The organism is Psychrobacillus sp. FSL H8-0510 (assembly GCF_038008345.1).
Lineage (GTDB): Bacteria > Bacillota > Bacilli > Bacillales_A > Planococcaceae > Psychrobacillus > Psychrobacillus psychrotolerans.
Map to the genome: position 1 here is coordinate 1,671,858 of NZ_JBBOYZ010000001.1, position 20,947 is coordinate 1,692,804.

Genomic DNA, 20,947 nt, shown 5'->3' on the forward strand with positions numbered 1-20,947 from the left:
TGAATATTACTCCAAATGTACCCCAAAACAATGCTATAATATACTAAAGTTATAAGTAATACAAATTCGAAACCTAATAAACGTTGATTTATCTAGGGCTAGTATTAAAATATTATACATTGCTAAATGGATTGGGTTTTGGTCAAAAAACACACCACCAAAATGGCTCTCATAGTGAGAGCTTTTTTGTATGAAAACGGAAAGAGGGATATGACATGGAGCAATACCTTACTTTGTGTAAACATATTATGAATAGTGGAGTTACAAAAGGAGATCGCACCGGAACTGGTACAAAAAGCGTTTTCGGTTATCAAATGCGCTTTGATCTGTCAGAAGGATTTCCTCTTCTTACCACAAAAAAGACGGCATTTCGTTTAGTAGTCAGCGAGCTACTATGGTTTTTAAAAGGTGATACAAATGTCAAAACACTTATACAAGCTAATAATCATATTTGGGATGAATGGGCGTTTGAAAAATGGGTAAACAGTGAAGAATATACGGGACCTGACATGACAAATTTTGGTGTTCGGGCAGCAAAGGATCCGGAATTTAAAAATGTTGTGCAACAGCAAATGGATCTATTCTGCGAAAAGATATTATCGGAAGATGCATTTGCAGAAGAATTTGGTGACTTAGGCCCAGTCTATGGCCGTCAATGGAGATCTTGGCCGACGAAGGATGGTCAAACGATTGACCAATTGCGTAATGTTATAGAGCAGATTAAAGTAAATCCAGACTCTAGAAGACATATCATTACTGCATGGAACCCGGCAGAGGTAGATGAAATGGCTTTACCACCATGTCACGCCTTTATGCAATTTTATGTTGCAAATGGCAAGTTATCTTGTCAGCTCTATCAGCGGAGTGCTGATGTATTTTTAGGAGTTCCCTTTAATATTGCCTCATATGCTTTATTAACACATTTAATAGCTAAAGAATGCCATTTAGAAGTTGGAGAATTTGTACATACTTTAGGAGACGCTCATTTGTATGTAAATCATATGGAACAGGTGACAACTCAATTGGAAAGAGAGCCGCGTGCATTGCCAGAACTTCTATTGAACGACCAAAAAGAGTCTATTTTTGATTTTGAAATAGAAGATATTGCATTAGAGGGTTATGATCCGCATCCGCGAATTAAGGCACCAATTGCCGTATAAAATTAGAGGAGGAAACAAATGATTTCACTAATTGTTGCACATGATCCTAATCGTGTAATTGGATTTGAAAACAAAATGCCTTGGTATATTCCAGGTGATCTTGCTTACTTTAAAAAAACAACGATGGACAAAGCCATTGTAATGGGAAGAAATACATTTGAATCCATCGGGCGAGTGCTACCAGGACGGAAAAATATTATCGTCTCGAGAAATCCCGATTATAAAATTGAGGGTGCTGAGGTAGTGACAGACCTAGTTGAGGCAATTGAAATAGCCTCTGCTCATCATGAAGAAGTAATGGTAATTGGGGGTGAACAAATTTTTCGAGCTGTTTTACCTAAAGCAGATAGACTTTATATAACTTTTATCCAACAAAGTTTTGAAGGAGATACTTATTTCCCGCCATATGGTGATGACTGGGTGTTAGTTGAAACAACGGAAGATATGAAAACGCCAGATGGTATTACTTATGCTTATTTGGTTTATGAACGAAAGGTTAGTGAATAATTTGTTTTCGAGTCTAAGAACTTTTGGATTTTTGTTTGGATATTTACCAGTTTCTTTATCTAAATTAATAACTATTAAAAAGCAAAAGAATATCATTACTACTGAGCAATATGATCGACTTGTTCATCGTGTGCCTCAATTATGGTCAAGTGGAATTCTACAAAGAACGAAAAGTACTTTCAGATTTCAAGGGGAAGAAAATCTTCCAAGTGGGCCTGTGTTGTTCATTTCCAACCATGAAGGGAATTTCGATATTCCAAGTTTACTAGCGTATATTCCCAAACCTTTCGGATTCATATCGAAAATAGAAGTAAAAAAACTTCCCATTATCTCGCAGTGGATGGAAGAAATGAATTGTGTATTTTTAGATAGGTCCAATCGAAAAAGTTCCTATCAGTCAATTGAGGATACTGTGAACATTTTAAAAAAGGGGCACTCTATTTTAATCTTCCCAGAAGGTACAAGAAGCAAGGGAGGAGAAGTAGGCGATTTTAAATCAGGATTTGTACGAATTGCAAAAATGGCCAATGTTCCAATTGTTCCAATAGCCATATATGGCACTTCAAACATTATGGAAAAAAATAATAATAAAATTTGTCCTGCTAACGTTCAAATAAGCGTGTTACCCACATACACTGTAGAGAATATTGCCCACAATGAACCGAACAAAATTATAGAGGATTTACATACAATCATTGCTAAAGAAATCGATTTTATGAGTTCAGCTATCAAATAGTTTACAGAACACCAGTATTCTTCTTATAATAGTAATAAGTAGGAAGGGAAGGGATAGCATATGACGAAAGTTCATATAGTAACTGATTCTACAGCGGATTTAACATCAGCCCTGATAGAACAATATAATATACATGTAGTACCTTTGACTATTCATATTGATGGTGAATCATATATCGACGGAGTAGATATAAACCCAGAGGAATTTTTAGAAAAAATGGCGACATCTAAAGAACTGCCAAAATCATCGCAGCCATCATCAGGAGTGTTTAAAGAATTATACGACGAGCTAGGTAAAAATGGTGATCAAATTATCTCTATACATATGACTGGTGGCATGAGTGGAACTGTCAAATCAGCACAAGCAGCTGCTGAAATGTCAACTGCAGATGTTACTGTAATCGATTCGAAATTTATATCGTTTGCATTACTATTTCAAGTGGAAGAAGCAGCTAGAATGGCTTCCAATGGCGAGACAAAAGAAGCAATCATTCAAAAAGTGGAAGATATTCGTAGCAAGTCTGATTTATTTGTAGTCGTAGATACTTTGGATAACCTTGTGAAAGGTGGACGAATTGGAAAAGGAAAGGCAATGCTCGGTTCATTACTTTCTATTAAACCAATTGCAAGCTTAGCGGGTGGGGAGTATACACCGATTGCAAAAGTAAGAAGTCATAAACAAGTTGTTAATTACTTATTTGACCGGTATATAGCTGATACAAAAGGGAAAGTGGTCAAAGCAGTAGGTATTTCGCATGCAAATGGGTTTTCTATGGCGACTCCTTTGATGAATTTAATAAAGGAGTCAGGTTTTTTAGACATCCAAGTTTCGTTTACCTCTCCCGTTATTAGTACGCATACAGGACCAGGAGCAATTGGATTTATGTATATGACTGAATAGGTAAAAGGCAGAGGGCAGGGAAGCGTATTTTTCCCTGCTTTTGTTTTACCAAAAGGGGTTTCTGCAAATGAGATATTTAATAATTATTATAAGCATTATCTTTCTAGTAGGATGTAATTCCAATGATATGGTGGAGGTTAGCTTTTCGGAAAAACAGGATGTGCTTTTTGAAGATTATGTTATTCCTTTTCAGTTCTTCCCGAGAACGATAGAAGTCGTTGGGCTTGGGGATTCTTTAACACAAGGAGTTGGAGATGAGTTAAAGAGGGAAGGATACTTTGGAAGGCTCCAGCAACATTTTTCACAATACAATGGAATAGAAGCTGTAGATTTAACCAATACTGCAAAAAGAGGGCGCAGAAGTGATCAACTATTAAAAATGTTAAAAGCTAGAGATATTGATCATCATATCCGGAAAGCTCATTTAATTACTTTAACTATTGGTGGAAATGACATCATGAAAGTAATAAAAAAAGATTTATTTAATTTGAAAGTTGAGGCTTTTGAGAAGGAATTAAATAAATTCGAAAAGAATTATGAACAGATTCTTGATGAGATTAGGGAGATTAATAGTACTGCCCCAATTATCATCATGGGTTTATATAATCCTATTACGATTGTTACAGATGAGAAATCTGAATTTGATTTAATTTTAAATAATTGGAATGAAGCTATCGAAGAGATGGCTGAAGATGATATGAATGCTTGTTTTATACCAATTGATCATCTTTTCGTAACAAATACAAATTTGGTTTATCATACAGACTTTTTCCATCCCAATAGCAAGGGATATCAGCTTGTTATAGATGAAATAGTTAGCTCAATGCAAGATTGTGGTTTAATAGATGAGGATAACAGGGAATTGTTGTTTTAGGGAGTTGATGGATTGAATAAGTGGAAAATCGCGTTTTTTTTATTAGTACTACTTTTGATCGGCAGTATTGGAACTGTTGTTTATTGGATAACAGCTCCTGTTGAGTCTGTATGGATAGAGGAAACAAACACACCAGCAGAAGGAAATGTGTTAACTGTAAACGCTACGAAAGAGGATTTTCAAGCTATTGCCAATACTTATCTTAAAAAGGCGATGGGAGATAAGCCTCTTCCCCTTCAAATATCAGTGGATGATCAAATTGTTTTGTCATCAGAGTTCACTGCTTTTTCTATTAACTTGCCGGTAAGAATGTTTTTTGAACCATATGTAGAAGAGAATGGAAATATTCGTTTAGAGCAATCTTCCGTCGAAATTGGACGATTAAGTTTGGATCCTGAAACCATTTTAAAGCTCCTGAGAGATTCGATTGAGCTTCCAAAATGGATGGTGGTAGATCCAGAAAAAGAAGAAGTCCTCATTCAATTATCTGATATTCCCATGGACTCTGGAGTTGGAGTTCGAGCAAAAGAGTTGAATTTAGCAGAGGATATCATTACGCTTGAGATTGTAATACCGAAAGAATAGGAGGCAAAACAATGGAAAAAGCAACTTTTGCAGGCGGCTGTTTTTGGTGTATGGTGAAGCCTTTTGATTCGTACGATGGAATTGAAAAAGTAGTCTCAGGATACACGGGTGGACATGTACCTAATCCGACATACGAACAAGTTTGTTCTAATGCAACTGGACATTATGAAGCAGTACAAATCACTTTTGACCCAGCTGTTTTTTCATATGATCGTTTATTAGAAATTTTTTGGCTGAATATAGATCCAACTGATGACAATGGTCAATTTTTTGACAGAGGATCATCTTATCAAACTGCTATTTTTTATCATACAGAAGAGCAAAAAGAAAAAGCGATTGCTTCTAAGGATGCTTTGGATGCTTCAGGCAAATTTAAAGCTAAAATTGCAGTGAAAATACTACCTGCCGCGGAGTTTTACCCTGCAGAGGAGTATCATCAAGATTATTATAAGAAAAACCCTGCACACTATAATGGCTATTTTACGGGATCAGGGAGAGCGGCATTTGTGGAAAGTATAAAGGAGGGGCTATAAATGAAAGAAAATTTAACAGAAATGCAATTTTATGTAACCCAACAAAATGGTACGGAGCCTCCATTTCAAGGAGAGTATGATCAGCATTTTGATGAAGGTATATATGTAGACATAGTATCTGGCAAGCCTCTTTTCCATTCAAAAGATAAATATGATGCAGGTTGTGGTTGGCCAAGCTTTACTCGACCAATTGAAGAACATGAGGTTTTAGAGAAGTTTGATGATACCCATGGCATGAGAAGAGTAGAAGTGCGAAGTAAAACTGCGGACTCTCATCTTGGACATGTGTTCCCGGATGGTCCTAAGGAAGAAACTGGGCTACGCTACTGTATCAATTCTGCAGCACTACGATTTGTACCAAAGGAAAAATTAGCTGAAGAAGGCTATGAAGAGTATAGTAGATTATTTTAATAAATGAATAACTAAAAGGAAGTGGGGAATCCACTTCCTTTTTTTAGTTAAAGTAACAAGTTTTCGCGTGTATATTGAGTTCCCGTTAATCAACCAATAATACCGCTATGATCTCCGTTTCAGTTAGTTAACGGAACGGAAGACTAAGAGCATTATCTTTCGGTTTGTACTACCTAAAGTAGTGAAATTGCATTTTCGAAAGCTTCCTCAATGAATAAGAAAGTATTTTTTCTCTTGTTATCCGAAATGGACTTACCTGTTTCGAGGAGTTGTAGAAGGGTGACCGGACAGGCAAACGCCATAAAATTACCCAAAAAAAGAGATGCTGGTTCGTTGTGACGTCCGTCACAATCAAACTAGCATCTCTAAAAATTTTCTTTCAGTAATCATTAGCAACCGTCTGTCTAAAGCCTTCGAGAACGATTGAATTAGTCTTTACATTAAAGGATCGTCTGGTCTTTTGGGGGTAACGAAATTATAGTTTGAATTCATTTACTACTTTGCTTAATTCATCTGCTTGGTGCGATAATTCCACAGCAGATGCATTAATCTCTTGCATTGCAGCAGATCCTTGTTCAGCAGCAGCAGCGGACGTTTCCGTGTTGGATGCTGTATTTTCGGCAATTTGCGTTACTTCTATAAAAGATGCAGCAACTTCTTGACTAAAGTTTAGTGTTTCTTCGATTTGTTTTACCATCTTATCGATGATGGAAATAGTTTCATTTGTTTGATTCATAATTTGGTCTAGTGAAGTATTCGTTTCGTTTGCAACTTCAACTCCGCGAATTACACTTTCGACACCTTCTTTATTTTGTTTAACAATAGAAGTAACTTCAGTTTGTATAGAAGTTACAATGCCAGTAACTTCTTTTGCAGCCTTCTGGGATTGTTCTGCTAACTTTCTAACCTCATCTGCAACAACGGCAAATCCTCTGCCATGTTCTCCTGCACGAGCAGCTTCAATTGCAGCATTTAATGCTAGAAGATTTGTTTGTTCTGCAATAGCTGTTATCGTTTTTATAATGGATGTAATTTCGTGAGATTTGATACCAAGTGATTCTACAGTTTGAGTCGTATTAGCCATTGTTTCTTCGATACTCATCATTACGTTGGATGAATGCTGTACAGATTCTCCACCTTTTTGAGCAGCTTCAATCATGTGATCGGTAGCTTGTTTAACTGATTGCGCATCATTGTTTAAGTACCTTGTTGCTTCTTCTAATGAATTCATCTTTTGAATTGCTTCCGTCATACTTCTTAATGTTTGATCACTACCGACAGCAATTTCGTTGGTAGAATCAGCAATAGATTGTATCGTTAAGGCGGTTTCGTCTGAGGAAGCCATTAATTCTTGACCACTAGCCGAGACATTTACGGTAAGCTCTCTCACTCTTCTTACAAGGTCTGCTATGGATGATATCAATACATTCGTACTCATAGCTATCTCGGAAAATTCATCTTTTGATCTAACTTTTACTCGTCTAGTTAAATCTCCACCAGCTTGAGCAATATCTAATATAGAGCGGTTTATAGCATTAGTACTCCGCTTAATAGAATAGAAAAGGAAAATACCAAATGACAAAGTAAGTATGACAGAAAAAACAGTAAGAGCTATGAATAATATAAGTGATGTATTATTTTCTTTTTTTAACAAAGCAATTTGTTCAATGTTTTTCTTCTCCAGAATTTCATTCATTGCAGCGATATGTACATCCACATAATTCATCGCAGTTTTACCATTTCCTGTATTAACTAACTTTTGTGCTGCCTCTATACCTTGTTCATCACGAATTTTGATTACTCGTTCTGAGTATCCTAAGTATGTTGTGAAAAATTGATCAATTGATTGTAATTTTTGTGATTCTTCTGGACGATTTTTATATGTTTCTGTTAATTGTTTAATATGTGTAATAGTTGAGTCTTTATATTTTTTATAGCTTGCCATATAATTTTGCTTACCGGTAATAATATAACTTTGTTCTGCATTGGCAAGTTGAGCTATTTCGGTCGCAATCTGATTGACCATCATCTGCTCTTTTATATCCACATTTGTAAATTTCTCTAGAGCTTGTTGAGCAGAGAACATTTTGGTAGAGGTCAGTACAAGCATTAATATTAAAATAATGATAAGAACGGTGAATATTATTAATACTCGCCCTCGTATGGATTGTAAGAAACTCCCTTTGGATGTATCATTATTATCTAATTTATTATCCTTTTTCTTTAATCTTTTAAAAAGAGATAAAGGATTTTCCCGTTTAGCTTTTTCTTTACTCGTTCGATTTCTTTTTATAGAGGGGAATTTCAAGGATTTCAAATTCCTGGTAGTATTACTTCTCAATCAGACCAATCCTTTCAATATGTCAAACTATTATCATTTTTAAGTTTACTTGTTTTAGTTTGAATTATCTACATTTTTTTATTTTTTTATAAGTCTTCAGGACTAAAGGAGGGAAATTTTATGAGACAATCGTTTTATTTATTTGCATTAAAGTATCGTGGGGGTCAAAAGGATGATGAAAAGGCAGTATTTGCTAATAGTATGTTTAACCACCACGATTTTCCAAAAGCAGAAACTTCTTTCGATAAAGTTTCGTTGTATATTGAAGAGCTAGCAGATCCGAATATGCCTGCAACTGTATTTGATGAAATATGGGAGTATTATATAGAGGATTCTAAGTAGCAAGTTCATTGCAATTATAGGAAAAAAACGGTATCATTAAGCCGAAACGTATTAGAAATGAGGTTATTTAAATGAGTATTCATATTAATGCTAAAAAAGGTGAAATTGCAGACACAATCCTATTACCGGGAGATCCACTACGTGCGAAGTATATTGCGGAAACATTCTTAGAAGATGTTGTCCAGTATAATGAGGTTCGTAACATGTTTGGATATACGGGAACTTATAAAGGAAAACGTATTTCTGTACAAGGTACAGGAATGGGAGTGCCATCTATATCTATTTATGTTACAGAATTGATGAATGAGTATGATGTACAAAAGTTAATCCGCGTTGGAACTTGTGGTGCAATCCAAAAAGATGTGAAAGTGCGTGACGTAATTCTTGCTCAAAGTGCATCTTCAGATTCATCTATGAACAAAGTTCTTTTGGATGATATAAGTTTTGCTCCAACAGCTGACTTTGACTTACTATATAAAGCATATAATGCAGGCAAAGAAGCTGGATTGAATTTAAAAGTTGGGAATGTATTTACAGCTGATTTATTCTACAATGAGAACGCACAAAATGAGAAGTGGGCGGACTACGGAGTTCTTGCTGTAGAAATGGAGACAGCAGCTCTTTATACACTTGCGGCTAAATTTGGACGTCAAGCATTATCTGTTTTAACAGTTAGTGATCATATTATCACAGGAGAAGCAACTTCTTCTGAAGAGCGTCAAACAACGTTCAATGATATGATTGTAGTTGCATTAGAAGCTGCAATTCAAGACTAACAACTACTATTAGCTTTGAATAAGATAACAATCATAAATAGACTGTCATCTATATGACAGTCTTTTTTAAAATAATACGATGACTTAAATTATTAAATATTACATACATTATTTAAAGAAGTTTTTTGAAAAGGGTGAAGGATTTGGACGAACAAAAACAAAATAACGAAGAAGAAATTACAGAAATAAAACCAGCATCCAAATATATTAAAATGAAACCATTTGTTTTCCTATTAACTATTTTTGCCCTTGTTGTAGCAACAGCAGCTGTTACACTGATTGCGTTAACATGGGGGGATGAAAAAGTTGTAAATGTAAATGCAGGTGATAAGAGCGAGCGATCTGAGTTCTCTAAATTGTATTTAGCTTACGATAAATTAGAAGAAGAATATTATAAAGAAGTTGATGAAGAAGCTGTGATTAATGGTGCTATTAACGGGATGATTGATGCTTTAGAAGATCCATATTCCGATTATATGAACCAGGATGAGGCTTCTCAATTCAATGAAAATATATCTTCTAGTTTTCAAGGGATAGGTGCAGAGATTCAAGAAGTAGACGGTGTTATTAATATCGTGTCACCTATTAAAAACTCGCCTGCTGAAAAAGCAGGGCTGATGCCAAATGATAAAGTTATGGCAGTAGATGGAAAAGATATTAAAGGATTTAGTGCTTCCGAAGCAGTATTACTTATTCGTGGTAGTAAAGGAACAGAAGTAACACTATCTATACAACGTGGTACTAATGCTGTAATGGATGTAACAATTGTCCGTGATGATATTCCAATTGAAACCGTATATGCAGAAATGTTGGATGATCAAGTGGCACATATTATTATATCGAGTTTTTCAACAAACACATATGATGAGTTGTTAAAAGCGATTGATGCCATGGAAAAAGAGGGCATGAAAGCGTTAGTACTTGATGTTCGTCAAAATCCAGGAGGTTTACTATCTTCTGCAATAGATATTTCTAATCTCTTTGTAGAAGAAGGAAAGAACTTACTGCAAATTGAAATTCAGGATAACAAAGAGGTTACAGTAGCTACCGATGGAACTCGTATCAAAGTACCTGTTACATTAATCATTGATGAAGGTAGTGCTTCAGCTTCAGAAATATTGGCTGGTGCCTTAAGTGAATCTGCAAATGTACCATTAGTAGGCTTAAATTCTTTTGGTAAAGGGACTGTACAAACAGTAAATGATTTACCGGATGGTTCTAATATTAAAATTACAACTGCTAAGTGGTTAACGCCAGAAGGTAACTGGATTCATGAAAAAGGGATTCTTCCAGATCACGTTGTGGAATATCCATCCTATGCTATGTTACCACCTCTAGATACTACTGTAACATTGAAAACTAACCAATCCTCCGAAGCAGTTCAAACTGCTGAAGAAATGTTAAAGGCAGTTGGATATGATGTAGGTGAAGTAGATGGTAACTATGACGCAGAGATGAATGCTGCTGTGAAGAAGTTCCAGACCGACAACAAACTTAAAGTTTCTGGTGATATAGATGGCGATACTTCTTATCAATTGATGAATTTACTTAGAGAGAAAATTTTAGAAGAAGATCCTCAGTTGTTAAAAGCGCAAGAAGTTGTGAAAGATTTGTTAAACAAATAAAGAGTTGGATGAAAGCTGGCCTATACGGTCAGCTTTTTCAACGAGATTAAGGGAGTTTAAAATTATGAAGGATGTCTATTTACTTAGTGGGTTTTTAGGAAGTGGGAAAACTTCTTTATTGTCACATTTAATCGAACAAATGAAAGAAAAGGGTTTAAAGCCAGCAGTAATCATGAATGAATTAGGAAAATTACCATTTGATAGTCGATCTGTGGATGAAGATGTTCCTATTAAAGAGATGTTAGAAGGATGTATATGCTGTACAGGTTCTGAAAAAATGGAGGCACAGTTGCAAATGTTATTAGAGGGAGAAGTGTTTGATGTCCTCTTAATCGAAACTACTGGTGCAGCTCATCCAGTCGAAGCAATGGATGCCGTGTTATCTCCTTATTTTGCAAATAGATTAAATATGAAGGGTATTATTACAGTAGCAGATAGTAAAAGATGGCTTGAGCGTGACAAAATGACCCCTCAAACACGTATGTTATTTATGGAGCAGATAAAACATGCGCATTTAATACTAGCAAATAAAATAGATCTTCTTTCTGAAGATGAAGTAGCTACGGTAACGATGCAAATTCAAGGTTTTAATAGTCACGCACCTATTATTCAGACTTCTAACGCAAAATTGCCATTGAATATGATTACAGGTCTAGAAGCAACTTATCATGGTCAAGAAGTTAAACAAGCGGCAATAGGTAAGCAACTGACCTTATCTTCCCGCTTACATACTTTTTCGGAGCCAGTGGAAAAAGAAGTGTTCGAACAATGGGTAAAAGAACTCCCAGATACCGTCTATCGTATGAAGGGTTATGTACCATTAGTAGGCTATAAAAACCCTTTTCTGTTTCAGTATGCATATGGTATGGTGCAATGGTTACCAGAATATATAAAAATGGAGCCACAGATTGTAATCATTGGAGATCAGGTAGAAGCAATCACTGTAATTGGAAATACGCCAAATGATTAGTGCGTTTCAGTTACTCTACCAAAATCGTCACTCCGTTAATAATATACAAACTGTTGAAGAGGTTAGAACTATTATTCGGTCTGAGTTATTGGACGAATTTACTCATCCTAGAGCTAGGGTATCTATTCAACAGAAGTATAAATTGGCACTCGATCGTATTAGTAATAGTACGCTATCGGTCAGCGAACAACAGATGATGATTGAACTGTATAACGAAGAATATAAAAAACTGTCAACCGATTGTAAAAGCTAATATTTTAGCATAGTGGATAAGTTATCCATAAATCTTTGCTAGACTTGTAGATTTTAAAGAAAAAAATATTCTATTGGATTCATTGGTATATTTTATGTGAAAATTTCATTCCATTTTGTGTTTACAATAGGGGAGCACAAAAGAAGGAGGAAATGAAACATGAATAAAAAACATACGATTATGGCTGGAGTATTAGCTAGTGGATTATTAATCTCTGCCAGTACAGCTAGCGCATCTATGAATACTGGGTTTTCACCAACTACTTCCGAGGCAAAAACATCCATTGTATTTAATGGGGAAGTTCCAAAAAATCTTTCTTATAAAGTAAAATGGAATTACAATATGCAGTTATCATTTGCAAAGCTTCTAAATCTTAAGGATGTTTCTAAGATTAATATAGGCCAAGTAGTGAACAAACCAGTAGCTAAAGAAGATGAAAAACAAACAGAAGAAAAAGCACCGGTTCCTGTAGTGGAAAAACCAGCAGAACCAGCTAAAAAACCAGAAGTGGTAACTCCAGCTAAACCAGCTGAAGAAAAACCTGTAGTAAAAGAACCAGTTCAAGAAAAGCCAGTTGTTAAAGAACCGGTAAAAGAAACTCCTGCAGTACAAGAACCTACAGTTCAAAAACCTGCAGTACAACAACCAGCACCTACAGTAAAAGAACCTGTAGTGCAAAAACCAACGACTGAAGTGAAAGAAGAGGTTAAAGTTACTTCTGAAATTCAGCAAGTGGTGAATTTAACTAACCAAGAACGTGCTAAAGCAGGGTTGAAAGCACTTCAAATCGATACAAAACTTACTCAGTCTGCACAAGCAAAATCTCAAGATATGAAAAATAAAAATTATTTCTCACATACAAGCCCAACTTACGGTTCACCATTTGATCAAATGAAATCAATTGGAATTACGTATAAATCGGCTGCAGAAAATATCGCAATGGGTCAACGTAACGCAGCTGAAGTTGTAGACGCGTGGATGAAATCTCCTGGTCATAAAGCTAATATTATGAACGGCTCATTTACACATATTGGCGTAGGTTTATCAGATAGTGGTTATTATTGGACACAGCAATTTATCGGTAAATAATTAACACACAAAAAAGCGACGCCTATGCGTCGCTTCAGTTTGACGACAAAGGTATTTTTATAAATGGTTATGAATAGTAATAAATATTCATAAGAGTTTTATTCATCCTATTAAAAGTAAGATATTGAATACTCAATTGGAACTGTTTATAAGGCAAGGTCCACCACGAAGACTCCTGTGGGATAGCTTGAGCTGAAGACCCCGCAGGAACGTAGTGACGAGGAGGCTGAAGCCAAGCCCACGGAAAGCGAAGTGGTGGGCATTGCCGAGTTTAATATTCAACTCTATACATCTAAAATTAAGTTTGTCTACAGTCTAAAGCGACGCCTATGCGTCGCTTTTTGTGTATAAATTATTTGGTGCGTAGTTTGCTGAGATTTGATTTGTCTGAGTATCGCTTTATTATACGAACAGTTACTTGCAGTTCACTGAAGGTTCACAAACGTGCTCCACACGTTACTTACTATTCGTGGATATTGACTTGGGAAAAGTGGAACCTTAGGGATATACATCGGAGCTGCGCACTTTTACTTCATTTTCTTCTGTAAATAAACAAGTCTTATCGTAAGTGTGATAGCCCCTATAGATAATCCTACAATCAATCCAATCCAATATCCAAAGCGCTCAAACGACGTATAATTGGCTAGAATATAACCGGTTGGTAAGCCAATAATCCAATAGGAAATAATCGCCATGATAAAGGTGATCGTCACATCTTTATATCCACGTAATGCTCCTTGAACGGGTGCTTGAATCGCATCAGACAATTGGAACAATGCGGCGAAGAAGAAAAACTGAACGGTCAATTCGATTACATACTTATCATTCGTATATACAGAGGCTATTTGTTCTCTAAATAACAACAATATCGAAATAGAAACTAAGCTAAAGCAAATTGCTGTTGCAACGCTCAACCAACTATAGGTCCTAGCATCAGCGAATCGATTTGCCCCTATTTCATGACCGACTAGAATAGTTGCCCCCATGGCAATGCTAAGAGGAACCATATAAAGCAGTGAAGTAAAATTCATCGCTATTTGATGAGCGGAAATAACCTCGGTTGAATATACACTCATTAGAATGGTAACTGCAGAAAATATAGTGGTTTCTGCAAATAGAGATAAACCTATCGGCACTCCAATCTTCATGAGCATCCGTATTTTCACTAAAGAGGGTTTAGTCCATCTGTGAAAGATTTGTAATTCTGCAAATGGGTTACTCCGAAGTACGATAATAATGGCGATCAGCAGTATGAGCCAGTATGTAATCGCAGAGGCAAGTCCTGCTCCGACTCCCCCTAATTCTGGTAAGCCCAATTTACCGTAAATAAGTAGGTAATTTAAAACAATATTAATGGGAGCAGATACTAAGATGATAAACATAGACACTCTTGTTTTCCCTAATGCATCGATAAACGACCGTAAAACGCTATACAAAAATAACGGAATTAGTCCAATGCACAACATCAATAAATATTTCTTTGCTACGATGCGTACACTAGCTTCAAGAGGTATTAAATTTAGTACAGGGTCAATGACTAGAAAAATACCTACAAAAACAACGATTGCAAGCAATATTCCAATATAAAAACCCTGATGAACAAAGGTACGTACATCTTTCTTCTTTTTTGCTCCGATTAATTGTGCTACAATTGGCGTAATGCCTATTAGTATACCGGTTAAGGCGGTATATACAGGCACCCATAAAGAGGAACCTATAGAAACACCAGCTAAATGGGTAATGCTATATTTACTTGTCATCAGGATATCAAAGAAGGTCATCAAATAGAGTGCAATTTGCGTGATTAATATGGGTAAAACGATCTTAATCATATACTTACTTTTTTCTGGTAGAGTTCTCATTTCGTGCATGTTGGCATACATCCTTTAAAGTTATAAATTAGTTAGGAGATTATTAATGAATAATAACACAATAGTATTAACGGGTGGAGGGACGGCTGGTCATGTTTCGTTAAATGAAGCCATAATACCCGAGTTAATAAAGAAAAAATACGATATCCATTATATTGGTTCTTATAATGGAATAGAGAAAACAATTATCGGGGATAAATTCCCTAATATTCCGTATCACCCAATTTCTAATGGGAAGTTAAGACGTTACTTTTCCATAAAAAACTTTTCTGATCCATTTAAAGTGTTGTATGGAACAATGCAGGCCATTACTGTGCTAAAAAAAGTAAAGCCTTCTGTTGTATTTTCTAAAGGAGGTTTTGTATCTGTACCGGTTGTACTGGCAGCGAAGCTTTCCAATATACCAGTTGTCATTCATGAATCAGATTTAACTCCAGGGCTTGCCAATAAAATTGCATCGTCATTTGCAGAACATATTTTTACTGTATTCGAAGAGACAATTAAGCATTTACCGGCAAACAAGGCTTCATCTATTGGAGCGATACTGCGTCCTGATTTATTTCATGGTGATGAAAAAATTGCAGAACAGTTAACCGGTTTCGATGCATCAAAAGAAACAATTATTGTTATGGGTGGTAGTCAAGGCTCTGCAAAGATCAATGAAGTAATCAAACAGAATATTGAGCAATTGACAAAAAGATTTCAAGTTATTCATCTATGTGGAAAAGGCAATAAAGATGAGCTATTAGTCGGGAAACCGAACTATATCGCTTTTGAATATGTAACCAATGAATTACCACATTTAATGAAAATATCTAATTATGTAATTAGCCGAGCTGGTTCGAACTCTATATTTGAGTTTTTGGAACTGAAAAAACCAATGTTACTTATTCCTTTATCCGTTCATGCGAGTAGAGGGGATCAGGTTTTAAACGCTAAATATTTTGAGAAAAAAGGATTTGCTTCTATATTAGAAGAGGAAGATCTTACAGCTACCACTTTTATGGACTCTTTTAATCGACTTGTAGATGAGAAAGAAGAAATGATTGATCGAATGTTCGAGGTTAATGCTTCTAAAACACCTGAACAATTTGTTGACCTATTATTAACTTACCAAAAATAACAAACTCCCGTCACTTAATGAAGTGACGGGAGTTTTTTTACATTGCTTGTTCTTCTTCGTTTTCTTGTTGCATTAGTACTAAGTGGAACAAATCTTTTGGTATATAGTAAAGATCAAATACTTCTTCTGTCTTGTTAACCTCTGCATAGATAGAAGGATGAGATTCATTGGCTTTTAATGCATATCTGAGTTTTTCTGTTGCACGAATACTTTTACTATTACTTTTTCGAATACGTAAAAAAACAGTTTGTATATCTAATTCAAAGAAAATTTCCTGCAAAAATTGTTCTTTAGCTTTTTTATTGTAACCAAGACCTTGAAACGAACTGCCAATCCAAGTGCCTAAAAATCCTGCTCCATCTTCTACATCAAACAGATTTATAGTGCCAATTGGCTGGCCAAAATCACTAATAATAGTACGAGAAATAACAGTTCCTTTTTCTTCTTCTTCCATTAACTGTTTGGTCATAAACCAATACTCGTCAGCAGAATTTGCTTTTTGACGTACGAAAGGCAAAATGGTTGGATCTGACATTAGTTCATAAAGAGATGTACATTCAAATAAATCTCGTTTTTTTATCAAAAAAAGCGCCCCCTAAAAGAACCCATAAATGAGCATAGTCATCCTAGTTCCCCTGAAATTTTTCACTTCAACGTGCATAAAAAATTTCGGGGTAGGAATCGAACCTACTAGGACCAGCTCAAAACTGGTGGCGCACCATTTGCCTTCCCTCGGCAAAGCGAACTTTGCCTTATAAAATTATTTGCATTAATAATATACTAATTTTTTTTGGTTTTGCATAGTAGAAAGTATTTTAAAAATAATTAAATTTTTGTAAAAATTTTTTCAATTAATAGATGAAAGATACTTGTAAGTTTCTACATAAATACATATGATTAATATAGCAAAGTATAGAACTCGATTGGAGCTTTTAAAATAGATGTCTAAGTCCTTTTTAAACCATACTCAATTCCATTTATTATATGATTTATCTGATGAATATGTGTTCTTTATGAGAAAAGAAGATTCTACTTATGTCTATGAGTTTATCAATAAAAAAGCAGCTGAACTTTTTTCAGAGAATCCGATAGGGAGAACTTTAGATGAATGCTTTAGTGAATTTCATAACAGAACGATTATTCAACAATATAATCGTGCGTGTGCTCAAAAAGGATCTGTTTGCTACCAGGATCATCATTGTGTACAAAGTGGAACACATATAAACGAAACAACTGTAATTCCTATTTTTGATAATGGAAACACTTATATTCTCGCAATGACTAGAGAAGTTTCACGAACACAAGATTTAAGAGAATCTACCTATCTTTTAGAGACGTATCGAGAAGCTATCAATGAAGTTGCACTTGTTGCCATGACCAATCAAAAAGGAATAATTGAAGTAGTAAACGATTTGTTTGAAAAGACTACGGGGTTTAAAAAGGAAGAAGTAATCGGGAAATCCTTTCACATGTTAAATTCTAACTATCATGATGAATCTTTTTTTAAGGACATGTGGGACACCATCAGTAATGGACATATTTGGAATGGTCAAATACGTAATCGAACGAGAAACGGCTCTTTTTTCTGGGTAAATGCTATTGTTGTACCTATAAAAGATGATTTAGGGGAAATTGAAAAGTACTTAACGGTACAATTTGATAACACGGAAAAGAATCGTATGTTAAAGGAATTGCGCAATATTGAACGGTCCTTTAAGTTAATCACGGAGTATTCGAATGATTTAATTGCTATTACGGATGCCGAAGGATACTTGCTTTATTCCTCACCTAGTCATGAAACTATCTTAAATTACGATAAAGAAGAGTTACTTGGTAGTTATTACTTTAATCTTATCGCTGATCAAACGGAAGCTGTGAGTTTCTCCAAGATAAAAATGTTAGATAATTTTCGATTAGAACTTCTCCTTCAAAAAAAGGATGGAAAGTCGATTTGGACTGATACTTCTGTGACGTCCGTGGAGAGCACAGTAGACGATTGTAAGGAAAAGTCGTTTGTTATAGTATCTCGTGAAATAACAGAAAAGAGAGCTTTAGAAAACCAACTAAAGTTTATGGCTTATCATGATAGTTTAACTAGTCTACCAAATAGACGTTCCTTTTATGAAGATCTTCCTGAATATATTTCTTCCGCTTGTTTAGCGTTTCCGAATGTAGGCTTACTATATATAGATGGTGATAATTTCAAAGCCATAAACGATCAATATGGGCATGATGTAGGGGATCAGTTTCTAACTTATTTCGCTGAAAAGCTTCAAATAAGCTTGGACTATAAGTTTAATGTATATCGTATCGGCGGAGACGAATTTGTCATAATTGTTGATCAGATCAACGACTATGTAAATGGCAGAAGCAATGGTTTGGATAAAATTATTCAATCTATACAAGAAAACTTGCGTAAAGGCTGGACAATAGATGACTTTTACTTTTCACCTACCTCTTCTATAGGAGTTGCTATGTTCCCGGATGATGGCTCATCAGTAGACGAGCTTTTAGATAATGCAGATCAAGCACTTTATATAGCCAAGAAGAATGGAAAAAACAATTATATATATTCCAATACCGTTCATTCATAATGGAACGGTTTTTTCTTGATTTAGGTTATGCTATATAATATAAAACCAAGATGGAAGGAGCGGAGGATATGACGCAACAACATATTCTTTTAATAGAAGATGAAGTAAATATTGCTAAATTTGTGGAACTTGAGTTAAAGCATGAAAATTATCAAGTTACTGTTTCTCATGATGGACGGGAAGGGGCAGATTTGGCACTTAATCATGCTTATGACTTTATGTTAATCGATGTTATGTTACCAAATTTAAACGGTTTAGAAATATGCCGAAGAGTACGTAGGAAGAAAAGTACTCCTATTATTTTAATCACGGCTAGAGATGCAATTATAGATAGAGTTTCTGGGTTAGAGTCAGGTGCGGACGATTATATTGTTAAACCTTTTGCTATTGAGGAATTACTAGCTAGAATTCGAGCTGTACTAAGAAGAATAGAACCATCTGAAGAAAAAGTGAAAAACGAGTTGTCGATTAAGGGACTAACTGTTGAGCAAAAAGCGCATCAGGTCTTCTATGAGGGAAAAGAAATTGAGTTAACAAAAACCGAGTACGATATGCTGGTGTATTTAATGGAGAATTTTAATATGGTACTGACTAGAGATAACATTTTGGAAAAAGTATGGGGCTATGATGTAGAGGTAGAAACAAATGTGGTGGATGTATACATAAGGCATCTGAGAAAAAAACTTCCTGCCGATATTGCAGCATTAATTGAAACGGTTAGAGGCGTAGGATATGTGATGAGATGATGAGAAAATGGACTTTACAGCGTAAGTGGACTTATGCTTCAGCGATTTCCATATTTTTAAGTTTCCTTATGATGTGTATTATTTTATATTTTTCGCTCTTTAACTGGCTGCAAATTTCGGAGGAAAAAACTGCTCAAAATACATTGGATGAGGTTACTAACTTTTTCCAATCGAATGGTCCAATCATCTCCATACAAGATATTCAAAAAAACAGAACATTACTCAATCAGCTGGTCAATCAACAACAATCCGTTCGTGTACTGAATAACGATGGTATAGAAATTCTAAGAATCAATGATGCCAGTAATTTTCCAAAGTCATTTACACTTCAAACAGAGGAATTTATTAGAGAAGAAATTGATGGTCATATAATTTTTCATAAAGTGGAGGAATTAGACTTTGGTTTGTTTAAAGGATACGTACAAATCTCTCATAGTTTAGATAGCTTTTCTCAGCTCATGAATTATATATTAATAGCCATGGGAATATTCGCTCTAATTGCGCTTGTCCTCTCGGCTTTAGTAGGGTATATGTTGTCTTCGGTTTTGTTGAAACCTATTAAGGAATTACGAGATGAAATGCAGCTTGCAAAACAGACTAAGTTTTCTAAATCAGGCAGTTTTGTCTACAACAATGAAGATGAAATCGGAGAGCTTTTGAAAATTTATAAGGAACTAATGGATGAAGTATCGACAACCATTTCGAGACAAGATGAATTTATCCATAATGTATCTCACGAATTGCGTACCCCAGTACAAGTAGTGGAAGGACATTTATCATTGTTGAATCGATGGGGAAAAGAAGAGCGTGCCATTTTAGATGAGTCTTTAGAAATATCGCTTACAGAAATTCAAAAAATGAAGTTATTAATCGAGGAAATGTTAAAATTAGCAAAAAATGAGCATCATACGATGAAGGAAGCTACTTCCGTAATATCTGTGCTTCACGAGTTGCAACAAAATTACTTACATCTATCACCGGAGACGATAATTGAAATTAAAGGAGAAATGCAAGTAAAAGTTCCTGTTCCGCCTACAGCTCTTGAGCAAATTCTGCGTAATCTAATAGAAAATGCGATAAAATATAATGACAAGAAACCATTTATTAAAGCAACAGTTATTTGTAATATGGACCATGTCCAGATTACACTTGAAGATAACGGAGTAGGTATTGAAAGAACATTGTTACCTAAAATTTTCGAGCGTTTCTTTATCGTTGATGAAGCTAGAACCAAACGTAGAGGTGGATCTGGTTTGGGATTAAGTATAGTAAAAAGTCTAGTAAATGAATACGGGGGAACCATTTCTGTGGATAGTGAAAAAGGGAAATGGACAAAATTTTACATTTTATTCCCTAAATTAACAAGTGAATAATCATTCAGTAGCAATGTAAAAAAAATATGACGAATTACTGAATTTTTTTGAAAAAAACCATTGTATTTTTTCCCGATAGTAGTAAGATTGAGATGGAAAAATTGTTCTTATATAAGGATAGTTTGAGACTATATAAAA

At 35.2% G+C, this 20,947-nt stretch carries 21 protein-coding genes; 18 read left to right on the plus strand and 3 right to left on the minus strand.

What is annotated here, in order from left to right:
• Window positions 1-215: 215 nt before the first annotated feature.
• From MHI40_RS08170 to msrB, 8 genes are all read left to right on the plus strand, one after another.
• Window positions 216-1,160 (plus strand): thymidylate synthase, encoded by a 945-nt coding sequence (locus MHI40_RS08170; RefSeq protein ID WP_340762220.1) that lies wholly within the window; start codon window positions 216-218, stop codon window positions 1,158-1,160.
• A gap of 18 nt (window positions 1,161-1,178) precedes the next feature.
• Window positions 1,179-1,667, plus strand: a complete 489-nt coding sequence (locus MHI40_RS08175) for a dihydrofolate reductase (protein ID WP_340762221.1) — start codon at window positions 1,179-1,181, stop codon at window positions 1,665-1,667.
• Window positions 1,645-2,403, plus strand: a complete 759-nt coding sequence (locus tag MHI40_RS08180; protein ID WP_340762222.1) for a lysophospholipid acyltransferase family protein — start codon at window positions 1,645-1,647, stop codon at window positions 2,401-2,403. The genes MHI40_RS08175 and MHI40_RS08180 overlap by 23 nt, the downstream gene beginning before the upstream one ends.
• A 60-nt stretch (window positions 2,404-2,463) precedes the next feature.
• On the plus strand, window positions 2,464-3,303 hold the full coding sequence (locus MHI40_RS08185) for a DegV family protein (RefSeq protein WP_340762223.1): 840 nt from the start codon (window positions 2,464-2,466) through the stop codon (window positions 3,301-3,303).
• A gap of 67 nt (window positions 3,304-3,370) precedes the next feature.
• A complete protein-coding gene (locus MHI40_RS08190; RefSeq protein WP_340762224.1) occupies window positions 3,371-4,177 on the plus strand; it encodes a GDSL-type esterase/lipase family protein in 807 nt (268 codons plus the stop codon).
• Between the two features lie 12 nt (window positions 4,178-4,189).
• Entirely contained in the window at window positions 4,190-4,762 is a 573-nt protein-coding gene (locus MHI40_RS08195) for a YpmS family protein (RefSeq protein WP_093534387.1), read from the plus strand.
• A gap of 11 nt (window positions 4,763-4,773) precedes the next feature.
• Window positions 4,774-5,295, plus strand: a complete 522-nt coding sequence (msrA, locus tag MHI40_RS08200; RefSeq protein WP_340762225.1) for a peptide-methionine (S)-S-oxide reductase MsrA — start codon at window positions 4,774-4,776, stop codon at window positions 5,293-5,295.
• Window positions 5,296-5,706, plus strand: coding sequence for a peptide-methionine (R)-S-oxide reductase MsrB (msrB, locus tag MHI40_RS08205; protein ID WP_245762610.1), 411 nt, complete (start codon window positions 5,296-5,298; stop codon window positions 5,704-5,706).
• Between the two features lie 475 nt (window positions 5,707-6,181).
• Here the strand turns inward: msrB and MHI40_RS08210 are convergent, their stop codons facing one another.
• The gene (locus MHI40_RS08210) at window positions 6,182-8,023 is read right to left on the minus strand and encodes a methyl-accepting chemotaxis protein (protein WP_245762609.1); all 1,842 of its coding nucleotides are present in this window, start codon (window positions 8,021-8,023) and stop codon (window positions 6,182-6,184) included.
• Window positions 8,024-8,167: 144 nt separating this feature from the next.
• Here MHI40_RS08210 and MHI40_RS08215 point away from each other — a divergent pair, with 144 nt between their 5' ends.
• From MHI40_RS08215 to MHI40_RS08240, 6 genes are all read left to right on the plus strand, one after another.
• A complete protein-coding gene (locus MHI40_RS08215) occupies window positions 8,168-8,389 on the plus strand; it encodes a YozE family protein (RefSeq protein WP_093534385.1) in 222 nt (73 codons plus the stop codon).
• A gap of 71 nt (window positions 8,390-8,460) precedes the next feature.
• Window positions 8,461-9,165 (plus strand): purine-nucleoside phosphorylase, encoded by a 705-nt coding sequence (gene deoD, locus MHI40_RS08220; protein ID WP_093534383.1) that lies wholly within the window; start codon window positions 8,461-8,463, stop codon window positions 9,163-9,165.
• A 143-nt stretch (window positions 9,166-9,308) separates the two neighbouring features.
• A complete protein-coding gene (locus MHI40_RS08225) occupies window positions 9,309-10,790 on the plus strand; it encodes a lmo1851 family serine protease (protein ID WP_340762226.1) in 1,482 nt (493 codons plus the stop codon).
• Between the two features lie 64 nt (window positions 10,791-10,854).
• A complete protein-coding gene (locus tag MHI40_RS08230) occupies window positions 10,855-11,760 on the plus strand; it encodes a CobW family GTP-binding protein (protein WP_340762227.1) in 906 nt (301 codons plus the stop codon).
• Window positions 11,753-12,013 carry a hypothetical protein gene (locus MHI40_RS08235; protein WP_340762228.1) on the plus strand — a complete coding sequence of 87 codons (261 nt, stop codon included), beginning with the start codon at window positions 11,753-11,755 and terminating at the stop codon, window positions 12,011-12,013. Before MHI40_RS08230 ends, MHI40_RS08235 begins: the two co-directional genes overlap by 8 nt.
• 159 nt (window positions 12,014-12,172) lie before the next feature.
• Window positions 12,173-13,102 (plus strand): CAP domain-containing protein, encoded by a 930-nt coding sequence (locus MHI40_RS08240; RefSeq protein WP_340762230.1) that lies wholly within the window; start codon window positions 12,173-12,175, stop codon window positions 13,100-13,102.
• Between the two features lie 527 nt (window positions 13,103-13,629).
• Here the strand turns inward: MHI40_RS08240 and MHI40_RS08245 are convergent.
• The gene (locus MHI40_RS08245) at window positions 13,630-14,973 is read right to left on the minus strand and encodes an MATE family efflux transporter (protein ID WP_093534374.1); all 1,344 of its coding nucleotides are present in this window, start codon (window positions 14,971-14,973) and stop codon (window positions 13,630-13,632) included.
• A gap of 46 nt (window positions 14,974-15,019) precedes the next feature.
• Between MHI40_RS08245 and MHI40_RS08250 the strand changes: the two genes are divergently transcribed.
• Window positions 15,020-16,096 (plus strand): undecaprenyldiphospho-muramoylpentapeptide beta-N-acetylglucosaminyltransferase, encoded by a 1,077-nt coding sequence (locus MHI40_RS08250; RefSeq protein WP_093534372.1) that lies wholly within the window; start codon window positions 15,020-15,022, stop codon window positions 16,094-16,096.
• Window positions 16,097-16,133: 37 nt separating this feature from the next.
• Here MHI40_RS08250 and MHI40_RS08255 read toward each other — a convergent pair whose 3' ends face one another.
• Window positions 16,134-16,679, minus strand: coding sequence for a GNAT family N-acetyltransferase (locus tag MHI40_RS08255; protein WP_093534370.1), 546 nt, complete (start codon window positions 16,677-16,679; stop codon window positions 16,134-16,136).
• Between the two features lie 358 nt (window positions 16,680-17,037).
• Here MHI40_RS08255 and MHI40_RS08260 point away from each other — a divergent pair, with 358 nt between their 5' ends.
• The 3 genes from MHI40_RS08260 to MHI40_RS08270 all read left to right on the plus strand — a co-directional run bounded on the left by MHI40_RS08260 (window position 17,038) and on the right by MHI40_RS08270 (window position 20,809).
• Complete coding sequence (locus MHI40_RS08260; RefSeq protein WP_340762233.1) at window positions 17,038-18,690, plus strand: diguanylate cyclase domain-containing protein; 1,653 nt, start codon at window positions 17,038-17,040, stop codon at window positions 18,688-18,690.
• A gap of 68 nt (window positions 18,691-18,758) precedes the next feature.
• Window positions 18,759-19,436 (plus strand): response regulator transcription factor, encoded by a 678-nt coding sequence (locus MHI40_RS08265; protein ID WP_340762234.1) that lies wholly within the window; start codon window positions 18,759-18,761, stop codon window positions 19,434-19,436.
• Window positions 19,433-20,809, plus strand: coding sequence for a HAMP domain-containing sensor histidine kinase (locus tag MHI40_RS08270; RefSeq protein ID WP_340762235.1), 1,377 nt, complete (start codon window positions 19,433-19,435; stop codon window positions 20,807-20,809). Before MHI40_RS08265 ends, MHI40_RS08270 begins: the two co-directional genes overlap by 4 nt.
• Window positions 20,810-20,947 lie beyond the last annotated feature (138 nt).

Bases quoted from the DNA above. Each gene is read 5' to 3' on its own strand.
- MHI40_RS08170 (WP_340762220.1), top strand. From the start codon at position 216: ATGGAGCAATACCTTACTTTGTGTAAACATATTATGAATAGTGGAGTT.
- MHI40_RS08175 (WP_340762221.1), top strand. From the start codon at position 1,179: ATGATTTCACTAATTGTTGCACATGATCCTAATCGTGTAATTGGATTT.
- MHI40_RS08180 (WP_340762222.1), top strand. From the start codon at position 1,645: ATGAACGAAAGGTTAGTGAATAATTTGTTTTCGAGTCTAAGAACTTTT.
- MHI40_RS08185 (WP_340762223.1), top strand. From the start codon at position 2,464: ATGACGAAAGTTCATATAGTAACTGATTCTACAGCGGATTTAACATCA.
- MHI40_RS08190 (WP_340762224.1), top strand. From the start codon at position 3,371: ATGAGATATTTAATAATTATTATAAGCATTATCTTTCTAGTAGGATGT.
- msrA (WP_340762225.1), top strand. From the start codon at position 4,774: ATGGAAAAAGCAACTTTTGCAGGCGGCTGTTTTTGGTGTATGGTGAAG.
- msrB (WP_245762610.1), top strand. From the start codon at position 5,296: ATGAAAGAAAATTTAACAGAAATGCAATTTTATGTAACCCAACAAAAT.
- MHI40_RS08215 (WP_093534385.1), top strand. From the start codon at position 8,168: ATGAGACAATCGTTTTATTTATTTGCATTAAAGTATCGTGGGGGTCAA.
- deoD (WP_093534383.1), top strand. From the start codon at position 8,461: ATGAGTATTCATATTAATGCTAAAAAAGGTGAAATTGCAGACACAATC.
- MHI40_RS08230 (WP_340762227.1), top strand. From the start codon at position 10,855: ATGAAGGATGTCTATTTACTTAGTGGGTTTTTAGGAAGTGGGAAAACT.
- MHI40_RS08235 (WP_340762228.1), top strand. From the start codon at position 11,753: ATGATTAGTGCGTTTCAGTTACTCTACCAAAATCGTCACTCCGTTAAT.
- MHI40_RS08240 (WP_340762230.1), top strand. From the start codon at position 12,173: ATGAATAAAAAACATACGATTATGGCTGGAGTATTAGCTAGTGGATTA.
- MHI40_RS08245 (WP_093534374.1), bottom strand. From the start codon at position 14,973: ATGCACGAAATGAGAACTCTACCAGAAAAAAGTAAGTATATGATTAAG.
- MHI40_RS08250 (WP_093534372.1), top strand. From the start codon at position 15,020: ATGAATAATAACACAATAGTATTAACGGGTGGAGGGACGGCTGGTCAT.
- MHI40_RS08260 (WP_340762233.1), top strand. From the start codon at position 17,038: ATGTCTAAGTCCTTTTTAAACCATACTCAATTCCATTTATTATATGAT.
- MHI40_RS08265 (WP_340762234.1), top strand. From the start codon at position 18,759: ATGACGCAACAACATATTCTTTTAATAGAAGATGAAGTAAATATTGCT.
- MHI40_RS08270 (WP_340762235.1), top strand. From the start codon at position 19,433: ATGATGAGAAAATGGACTTTACAGCGTAAGTGGACTTATGCTTCAGCG.